Origin of the sequence: Novosphingobium sp. (genome assembly GCF_041915465.1) — a bacterium.
GTDB lineage: Bacteria > Pseudomonadota > Alphaproteobacteria > Sphingomonadales > Sphingomonadaceae > Novosphingobium.
The window spans coordinates 1-9,794 of record NZ_JAYSBK010000115.1 but is presented as its reverse complement, the minus strand read 5'-3'; the positions used below and the strand labels follow the sequence as shown (position 1 = coordinate 9,794).

7 protein-coding genes and 1 pseudogene are annotated in these 9,794 nt (G+C 65.3%); 1 reads left to right on the top strand and 7 read right to left on the bottom strand.

Going from position 1 to position 9,794, the window contains the following annotated elements:
• The 7 genes and pseudogenes from ACE3SN_RS14810 to ACE3SN_RS14780 all read right to left on the bottom strand — a co-directional run.
• Positions 1-325: pseudogene (locus tag ACE3SN_RS14810) on the bottom strand (S-methyl-5'-thioadenosine phosphorylase); the annotation flags it as partial.
• A 10-nt stretch (positions 326-335) separates the two neighbouring features.
• Complete coding sequence (locus ACE3SN_RS14805) at positions 336-974, bottom strand: TetR family transcriptional regulator (RefSeq protein ID WP_374531282.1); 639 nt, start codon at positions 972-974, stop codon at positions 336-338.
• Positions 971-1,843, bottom strand: a complete 873-nt coding sequence (locus ACE3SN_RS14800) for a crotonase/enoyl-CoA hydratase family protein (RefSeq protein WP_374531280.1) — start codon at positions 1,841-1,843, stop codon at positions 971-973. The genes ACE3SN_RS14805 and ACE3SN_RS14800 overlap by 4 nt, the downstream gene beginning before the upstream one ends.
• 77 nt (positions 1,844-1,920) lie before the next feature.
• Entirely contained in the window at positions 1,921-2,703 is a 783-nt protein-coding gene (locus tag ACE3SN_RS14795) for an SDR family NAD(P)-dependent oxidoreductase (RefSeq protein WP_374531278.1), read from the bottom strand.
• A gap of 90 nt (positions 2,704-2,793) precedes the next feature.
• Positions 2,794-3,966, bottom strand: a complete 1,173-nt coding sequence (locus ACE3SN_RS14790; protein ID WP_374531276.1) for an acetyl-CoA C-acetyltransferase — start codon at positions 3,964-3,966, stop codon at positions 2,794-2,796.
• A gap of 223 nt (positions 3,967-4,189) precedes the next feature.
• A complete protein-coding gene (clpB, locus tag ACE3SN_RS14785) occupies positions 4,190-6,769 on the bottom strand; it encodes an ATP-dependent chaperone ClpB (RefSeq protein ID WP_374531274.1) in 2,580 nt (859 codons plus the stop codon).
• Between the two features lie 118 nt (positions 6,770-6,887).
• Positions 6,888-7,589, bottom strand: coding sequence for a DUF4197 domain-containing protein (locus ACE3SN_RS14780; RefSeq protein ID WP_374531273.1), 702 nt, complete (start codon positions 7,587-7,589; stop codon positions 6,888-6,890).
• Positions 7,590-7,760: 171 nt separating this feature from the next.
• On the opposite strand from ACE3SN_RS14780, the gene ACE3SN_RS14775 reads away from it, so the two are divergent.
• The coding region (locus tag ACE3SN_RS14775) for a M16 family metallopeptidase (RefSeq protein ID WP_374531271.1) at positions 7,761-9,794 on the top strand (2,034 nt) is incomplete at its 3' end.

The following is a 9,794-nucleotide window of genomic DNA, read 5'->3' as shown; positions in this document are numbered from 1 at the left end:
TGAACTGATCAACCGCGACAAAGTGTCCCGGCGCCATCGCGGAATTGAGCGATCCGATTGCCGAAAGCGCGATTACGTCGGTCACGCCGCAGCGCTTGAGCGCATCGATGTTGGCGCGAAAGTTGACGTCTGTCGGCGGGATCCGGTGTCCGGGGCCGTGTCGCGGCAGAAAGCTGAAGCGCACATCGCCGAGCCAGCCCATGGTCACCGGCCCCGAGGGCAGTCCGAACGGGCTCGAAACTTCGATTTCCTGCGCCCGTTCGAGCCCGATCCCGGCGGCCAGGCCTGAACCGCCAATCACGCCGATGTGCCATGCCTCGGTCATTTCGGGCCCATCACTTGGGAGCCAGGATACCGGCCATGATGAAGTCGGTGCAATGCTCGCGGTAGGCATCGCGCAGGTCTTCGGTCAGCGTATCGGTGTCGAAGCAGTGCTTCAGCACCAGCCGGGTCGAAAAGAACCGGTCGGCCGCGCCGGTGGCCGTGAAATAGAACAGTTGCGGGTTCACATCGCGGAACACGCCCTGCTTCACCCCGTCCTTGATCAACCGATCATAGGCCCGGTGCAGCGGCATCAGATAGGCGTTGGCGATGCGCTGCGCCTCCTCGTCGTCGCTTTCGCGCACCAGGCGCATCAGCAGCCGGTTGAGGTAGGGCGTCTTGAAATAGGTATCGACCATGGCCCCGATGTGCCGCCGCAGCCGCACTTCCGGGGCCATGTCCTTGGCCATCAGCGCGTCCAGCGAGGCGACGATATCGGCCATGTCGCGGTCCAGCAGGGCCTTCATCAGCCCTGCCTTGTTACCGAAATAATATTTCACCAGCGCCGAATTCAGACCGGAACGCAGCGAAAGCTCAGACAGCGATATGTCGACGATGTCGCCCTCGCGCATGATGTCCGACGCGGTCTGCAGCAGCAGTTCGCGCGCGCCTGCCGGCGTATCGTTTTCTGCCTGTTTCGCAGCTTCGCTCATTCGTACGGCGGCTCCTCGCCCCACCACGGGTAGAAGTCAGGCATATCGGCGGAAACGCGTCCGGGGAAGGCGGGCGGGCGCTTCTCGAGGAAGCTTTGCACACCTTCCTTCGCGTCCATGCCCTTCGACAGGCGGTAAATCGCGCGGCTGTCCACCTTGTGGGCCTCCATCGGGTGCGCACCGGGGTGGATGCGCCAAAGCATCGCGCGGGTCATTGCGACCGAAATGGCCGAGGTGTTGTCGGCGATTTCGCGCGCCAGGCCGCGCGCCGCATCCATCAGTTCGCCCTGCGGGTGGACCGAACGGACGAGGCCGCCGCGCAGTGCTTCCTGTGCATCGAAGATCCGGCCGGTCATGCACCATTCGAGGCTCTGCTGCACGCCCACCAGGTGCGGCAGGAACCAGCTGGAGCAGGCTTCCGGCACGATCCCGCGGCGGGCGAAGACGAAGCCGTAACGGGCGTTTTCCGAAGCCAGGCGGATGTCCATCGGCAGCTGCATGGTGATACCCACGCCCACGGCCACGCCGTTGCAGGCGCCAATCAGCGGCTTCTTCGACTGATAAAGACGCAGGGTCAGCAGGCCGCCGCCATCGCGCACGCGCGGATCGGACAGGGTTTCGACCGGGTCATTGTTCGCAAAGGGAGTACGGCCATCTTCGGGGGTCAGATCGGCCCCGGCACAATAGGCGCGCTCGCCCGCGCCAGTGAAGATCACAGCCCGCACGCTGTCATCGGCGTCGGTACGATCCATCGCATCGATGATTTCGTTCATCATCGTGCCGGTGAAGGCATTGAGCTTTTCCGGACGGTTCAGCGTCAGCGTGGCGATACCCTCGCTGATATCCAGCGAGATCTGCGAATAACCCATTGCCCTCTCCCGTGATTTTTGATTTCAGGTCAGCGGCGTGGCCCCACGGGCGGCGGGGCCACGCGCCGTAACGTCGCTTAACGCGGAGCCATGCGGATGCCGCCGTCGAGACGCACGTCTTCACCGTTGAAGTAGCCGTTCTCGATCATGCACATGGCGAGATTGGCGTATTCGGTGGGGTTGCCGAGACGCTTGGGGTTGAGCACGGTCGCGGCCAGGGCGTCGCGCACGTTCTGCGGGGCACCGGCGAGCAGCGGGGTGTCGAAGATACCCGGCAGGATGGTGTTCACGCGGATGTTTTCCGAGGCGAGGTCGCGGGCGATCGGCAGGGTCATGCCAACCACGCCGCCCTTCGAGGCCGAATAGGCAGCCTGGCCCATCTGGCCGTCTTCGGCGGCAACCGAAGCGGTGTTGACGATCGCGCCGCGATCGCCGTCTTCCTGCGGATCGAGCGTCATCATGCCGGCCGCCGACTTGGCGATGCAGCGGAACGTGCCGACGAGGTTGATCTGGATGATCCAGTTGAAGGCATCGAGCGGGAAGTGCTTGATCGAACCGTCTTCCTTGCTGCGGCTGGCGGTCTTGATCGCATTGCCGGTCCCGGCGCAGTTGACGAGGATGCGTTCCTGGCCGTGGGCGGCACGCGCCTTTTCAAACGCCGCATCGACGCTTTCTTCGCTGGTGACGTTGCATTCGCAGAACACGCCGCCGATTTCCTTGGCCATGGCCTCGCCCTTTTCGGCCTGAAGGTCGAAGATCGCGACCTTAACGCCCTTGGCGGCCAGCGCGCGGGCAGTCGCCGCACCAAGGCCCGAAGCGCCACCGGTGACGACAGCGGCTACAGTATTGTCGAGCTTCATTTGAATTCCCTCTCTCTCAGGATTTTCAGGAAAGTCCGGCCGCCGCAGCACAATCCGCCGGGAATGCTCCGGGGACCGAACTGGGTTGGATCAGACCATTTCGACAATCGTGACGTTGGCGACGCCGCCGCCTTCGCACATCGTCTGGAGGCCATACTTGCCGCCGCGCGCCTTGAGGCCGTGCAGCAGGGTCGACATCAGCTTGGTACCCGAAGCGCCGAGCGGGTGGCCCAGTGCGATCGCGCCGCCGTTGACGTTGAGCTTTTCCGGGTCCGCACCGGTGTGCTTGAGCCACGCCATCGGCACCGAGGCAAAGGCTTCGTTTACTTCGTAAAGGTCGATGTCGCCGATCTTGAGGCCCGACTTGGCCAGCGCCTTGTCGGTCGCGAACAGCGGTTCTTCCAGCATGATCACCGGATCGCCAGCCGTCACCGCCAGAGTGTGGATGCGGGCCAGCGGGGTCAGGTTGTAACGCTTCAGCGCTTCTTCCGAGACGATCAGCGCGGCCGAGGCGCCGTCGCAGATCTGGCTCGAGCTGGCTGCGGTCAGCACGCCGCCTTCCGAAAGCAGCTTCACGCCCGAAATGCTTTCGATGCTGGCGTCGAAGCGGATGCCTTCGTCAACCGTGTGCAGTGCGGGGCCTTCGGAGGTTTCGATCTCGATCGGAATGATTTCGTTCTTGAAGGCGCCCGAATTGGTCGCCGCGATCGCGCGCAGATGGCTCTGAAGCGAGAACTGGTCGATCATTTCCTTGGTGAAGCCGTGCTTCTGCGCGATCATTTCGGCGCCAGCGAACTGGGTCCAGGGGGCTTCGCCATAGCGCGCCACGATGCCCGGCGAACGATAGTTGCCAAGGCCTTCCTTCATGTGGAGCACCGCGGTGGAGCCCATCGGCACGCGGGTCATGCTTTCGACGCCGGCGGCAAGGACGATGTCCTGGGTGCCCGACATCACGGCCTGGGCGGCAAAGTGGATCGCCTGCTGCGAGGAACCGCACTGGCGGTCGATCGTGACGGCCGGAACCGATTCCGGCAGGATTTTCGAAGCGAGCACGGCCATGCGGCCGACCTGGTTGGCCTGCTGGCCGCCCTGGCTGACGCAGCCCATGATCACGTCTTCGATCGCGGCGGGATCGACACCAGTGCGGGTTACCAGCGCGTCGAGCGTGGTGGCGGCAAGGTCAACCGGGTGAACGCCGGCAAGACGGCCATTGCGGCGGCCACCAGCGGTGCGAACGGCATCAACGATATAGGCAGTAGGCATGGTCCGACTCTCCGTGCGATCTTGATTTAATCGCTCGGTTAAGCCGGACCAGCCCCGTGGTCAAGCAGACTCAGAGTCTGGATCGAAACTGGCGTTTCGGGTGCGGCACCGGCCCACTCCCCCTGCCCAACCACCCACAGGGTACTCTCGGGGAGGTTGGGCAGGGGGAGCGGGCCGGTGCCGCGTCAGAAATCCCGGCTAGTCGGGATTTCGAACCAGACATTCAAACCGTGTTGATGCTGAGCGCGCCGTCGCCTTCGTCGATCTTCACATTGCTGCCATCGGGAATCTCCCCGGCCAGCAGCTTTTCGGCCAGCGGATCCTGCAGGTAACGCTGCACCGCGCGCTTCAACGGACGCGCGCCATAGACCGGATCGTAGCCCACCCGGCCGAGCCAGCGCTTCGCCGCGTCGGTCAGGTCGAGCGTGATCTTGCGGTCCTTGAGCAGCTTGGCCACGCGGCCAACCTGGATCTCCACGATCGGTGCCATGTGTTCCTGGCCCAGACGGTGGAACAGGATGATCTCGTCCAGCCGGTTGAGGAATTCGGGACGGAAATGCGCCCGGACGACTTCCATCACCTGCGGCTCGACCGTGTCGACGTCCTGCCCTTCGTCAAGGTTGGCGAGGTACTGGCTGCCGAGGTTGCTGGTCAGGATGATCAGCGTGTTGGTGAAGTCCACCACGCGGCCCTGCCCATCGGTCAGGCGGCCATCGTCGAGCACCTGAAGGAGGACGTTGAACACGTCGGAATGCGCCTTTTCGACCTCGTCGAACAGCACGACCTGATAGGGTCGGCGCCGCACCGCCTCGGTCAGCACGCCGCCTTCGTCATAGCCGACATAGCCCGGAGGCGCGCCGATCAGGCGGCTGACGGAATGCTTTTCCATGAACTCCGACATGTCGATGCGCACCATCGCGCTGTCATCGTCGAACAGGAACCCGGCGAGCGCTTTGGTCAGTTCGGTCTTGCCCACGCCCGTGGGCCCAAGGAACAGGAACGAGCCAAGCGGCCGGTTCGGGTCCTGAAGCCCCGCGCGGGCGCGCCGCACGGCCTTGGACACGGCAACCACCGCATCCTTCTGGCCGATCACGCGCTTGCCGATCACCTCTTCCATCTTGAGCAGCTTTTCGCGCTCGCCTTCCATCATCCGGTCGACCGGTACGCCGGTCCAGCGGCTGACCACGGCAGCGATGTCGTCGGCCGTCACCTCCTCGCGCAGCAGGGCGTTTTCAGCCTGGCCCTGGGCCTCGGCGAGCTGCTTTTCGAGTTCGGGGATGCGGCCATAGGACAGCTCACCCGCGCGGGCGAGATCGCCGCTGCGCTGCGCCTGTTCCAGTTCGATCCGCGCCGCGTCGAGCTGTTCCTTGATCTTGCCCTCGGCCGCGATCTTGTCGCGCTCGTTCTGCCAGCGGGTGGTAAGCACCGCCGACTGCTGTTCAAGGTTCGCCAGTTCCTCCTTCAGCGCCGCGAGGCGATCCTTCGAAGGCTGGTCGCTTTCCTTGGCGAGCGCCATTTCCTCGATCTTGAGCTGAATGATCCGCCGGTCAAGCACCTCGATTTCCTCGGGCTTGCTCTCCACCTCCATGCGGATGCGGCTGGCGGCCTCGTCCATCAGGTCGATCGCCTTGTCGGGCAGGAAGCGGTCGGCAATATAGCGGTTCGACAGGGTTGCCGCCGCCACGATCGCGCTGTCGGTGATCCGCACGCCGTGGTGCAGTTCATACCGGTCCTTGAGCCCGCGCAGGATCGAGATCGTGTCTTCCACGGTCGGCTCGCCCACGAACACCGGCTGGAACCGCCGCTGTAGCGCGGGGTCCTTTTCGACGTACTTCTGGTATTCATCCAGCGTCGTCGCGCCGATGCAGTGCAGTTCGCCGCGCGCGAGTGCAGGCTTGAGGAGGTTCGATGCATCCATCGCGCCCTCGCCCTTGCCCGCCCCGATCAGGGTGTGCATCTCGTCGATGAACAGGATGATCTCGCCCTCGGCGCCCTTCACCTCGTCGAGCACCGACTTGAGCCGTTCCTCGAACTCGCCGCGATACTTCGCCCCCGCGATCAGCGCCCCCATATCGAGCGCCATCAGCTTGCGGTCCTTGAGGCTGTCGGGCACGTCGCCATTGGCGATACGCAGCGCCAGGCCTTCCGCGATCGCGGTCTTGCCCACGCCCGGTTCGCCGATCAGCGCCGGGTTGTTCTTGGTGCGGCGGGCAAGGATCTGCACGGTGCGGCGGATTTCCTCGTCGCGGCCGATCACCGGATCGAGCTTGCCGTCGCGCGCCGCCTGCGTCAGGTCACGCGCGTACTTCTTCATCGCGTCATAAGCGTTTTCCGCGCTGGCGCTGTCGGCGGTGCGCCCGCCGGTCAGTTCCTGGATCGCGGCTTCAAGCGCCTTGGGATCGACGTTGGCGGCCTTCAGCGCCTGCCCTGCCGCCGTCGTGGTGGCCAGCGCCAGCGCCTGCAGCATCCGCTGGACCGAAACGAAGCTGTCGCCCGCCTTGGTCGCCAGCTGTTCGGCCTGGTCGAGCACGCGCACGGCATCGCTTTCAAGGCCGGGGGTCGCCTGTGCGCCGCTGCCCGACACGGCCGGAATCTTGGCCAGCGCCTTGTCGACTTCGGCCTGGGCAACGCCGGTATTGCCGCCCGCGCGCTGGATCAGCCCGGCGGACATGCCCTCGTCATCTTCGAGCAGCGCCTTCAGGATATGTTCGGGCGTGATCCGCTGGTGGTTGAGCCGGATCGCCACGGTCTGCGCGCTCTGGAGAAAGCCCTTGGCGCGGTCGGTGAATTTTTCGAGGTTCATAGGTGTATCAGCCTCCTGTCACACCATGAGGTAGTGTTGCTTATCGGCAACACAAGGGGCAACTCGATAAATTCATCAGAGAAGCGGGCCGGCGACATTGCGCTGGCGCAAATACTGGTCAGCTGCCCTTCTTGAACAGTCCTTGCAGCAGCGATCCGGCAGGCTTCAGCGGATCGGCCCGCAGCTTCTGCTCCTCCCCGCCGATATATTTGAAGATGCCGGAAAGCGCCTGTTCGGTTACCGAATTGCCCAGCTTATCGTGGCTGATCCCGGCAAGCTGGGTGAGGCTGGACTTGCGGCTGAGCTTGTCGAGCGCGGTGAAGGCGCCGACCTGCTTGAGCCCGGCATCGACCAGTGGGCGCAGCTTGCCCTTGAGCTCGTCGCCCGCACTGCGATGGAGGTACTGGGTGGCCCCGGTATCGTCCTTGACGATCCCCGGCACGTCGCTCAGCTGCAAGCGGTCGATCGCGGCGCGGAAGATCGGCTTGGCTTCCCTTGCGGCCAGCCCCGCCGCATCGTTGAGCTTGCGCACCAAGCCGTCGGTCAGGCCCAGCTTGCTTGCCCCGCCCAGCACCTGCCCGACCACACCGGTCGATCCGCCAACCAATGGCAGCGCAATACGCACCGCCGGATCGGCATAGAACGCGCCCGGCTGGGCCAGCTTGTCGAGCGCGGAATCGGACGCCTGCCCGAGCAGGCCATTGAGAGACCCCAGCAGCCCCGCTGCCCGCGCTGGCCCGGCCAGTGCCGCTGCCGTCACCGCAGCGCCCAACGCGGCGATCAACCGCCTGCGCGAAATCGCGAATCTTTCAATTTGCATGGTCAGGCTCCTGCGCTCAGCCAACCCGCGCAGGCTTCCACAGTTCGGCCCGCGCCGCAAGCACCGCCGCCAGCAGCGACACCGGGCGCTGCCCCCTTGCCGTTGATCGATTTATGGTGTGCAAGGCTGGACCAAGCCGCTTCACCGGCGGCCTGCCTTGCCGGAGTATTCATGCGCCGTTTCCTACCCGCCTCGCTCATTGCGCTTGCCCTGTCTGCCTGCGCCGCAACCACGCCACCGAGGCTCGCCGGCGATCCGATATTCGAGGCGCAGGCCCCGGCACCGGTCGTCCCGCCGCAGCCCCCCGTCATGCCCGCTCCGCTCAGCGAACTGGTCAAGGCGGTCGACATCCCATACGAGAGCTTCACCCTCGACAACGGCCTGCGCGTCATCGTTCACACCGACCGCAAGGCCCCCATCGTCGGCGTCACCGTCTATTACCGCGTCGGCTCGAAGAACGAGCCCAAGGGCCGCACCGGCTTTGCGCACCTGTTCGAACACCTGATGTTCGGCGGTAGCGAGAATGTGCCCAATTTCGACATCCCGCTCGAAGCCGCCGGGTCCACCTCGACCAACGGTTCGACCTGGTTCGACCGGACCAATTATATCGAGACCGTGCCGACCGGCGCGCTGGACCTGGCACTGTTCCAGGAGAGCGACCGGATGGGCTACCTTTTGGGCGCGGTCAGCCAGGACAAGCTCGATAAGCAGCGCGGCGTCGTCCAGAACGAGAAGCGCCAGGGTGACAACGAGCCCTATGGCCTTGCCGACTATGCGATCAACGAGGGACTGTTTCCGGTCGGGCATCCCTATCGCCACTCGACCATCGGCTCGATGGCCGACCTCGACGCCGCCAGCCTCTCGGACGTGCGCAAGTGGTTTGGCGATAACTACGCGCCCAACAACGTGATCCTGGTCCTGTCGGGCGATATCGACGCGGCGACCGCCCGGCCCAAGGTGGAAAAGTGGTTCGGTGCGATCCCGCGCGGGCCGGATGTGCAGAAGGTTGCAGCCGGCCCCGTCACCCTACCCGCACCGCTGCACCGCGAGATGACCGATCAGGTGCCCGTGACCCAGGTCTACCGCCTGTGGAGCGGGCCGGGCCTGAACGATCCCGACGCGCCCGCGCTCGACATCGGCCTGCGCGTGCTGGGCGGCCTCGCCTCGTCGCGGCTCGATAACGAACTGGTGCGCGGCAAGGGCGTGGCCGTTTCGGTCAGCGCCGGGGTGATGCAGTTCGAACAGGTTTCGACCCTGATGATCACGATGGAAATCAAGCCGGGGGTCGACCGCGCGACAGCCGAACGCGAGTTCGATCGGGTGATCGACCAGTTCATCGCCGAAGGGCCGACCGAAGACGAACTGCGCCGCGCGGCGACCACCACGGTCGCCTCGCAGATCGGCGGGCTCGAACAGGTTGGCGGCTTTTCGGGCAAGGGTGCGCAGCTTGCCGAAGGGCTGCTCTATTCGGGCGATCCGCTGCAGATCAAGAAGGACCTCGCCCGGATCGCCGCGCTGACCCCGGCCGACGTTCAGAGCGCGGTACAGCGCTGGCTTGGCCGACCGGTCTATTCGCTGGTCATCAGCCCCGGTACGCGCACCGAAAAGGGCGAGCTGATGGGCGGCTGGGGCGATGAAGCGACCAGCAAACCGCCTAAGCCCGACGCAAGGAAGAAGGCGCCAAGGCTGGCGGCCGGACCAAAGCGGCAGTCACCCGAAGTGGCCCCGGTGGGCGACCTTGCCTTCCCGGCCCTCGAACGCGCGACGCTCTCGAACGGCATCCCCGTCGTGCTGGCGCGGCGCACCTCGGTTCCGACCGTACTGGTCAGCCTCAATTTCGACGCCGGCTACGCTGCCGACGCGCAGGACAGCCCCGGCACACAGGGGTTGATGCTGGGCACGCTCGATCAAGGCACGGCGAACCGCGACGCGACCCAGATCGCCGAAGAGCAGGAACGGCTCGGCGCGCATTTGTCGGTCGCGGCGAACCTCGATGCCTCGGCGGTCATGCTCTCCGCGCTGACGCCCAACCTGGCACCCTCGCTCGATCTGCTGGCCGATGTGGTGCGCAATCCCGCCTTCCGCGATGCCGACGTTTCGCGCACCAAGGACCAGCAACTGGCCGACCTCGCCCAGGCGCTGGCCAGCCCGCGCAGCCTGGCGACGCGCAGCCTCGCACCGATCCTGTTCGGCCCGGACCACCCC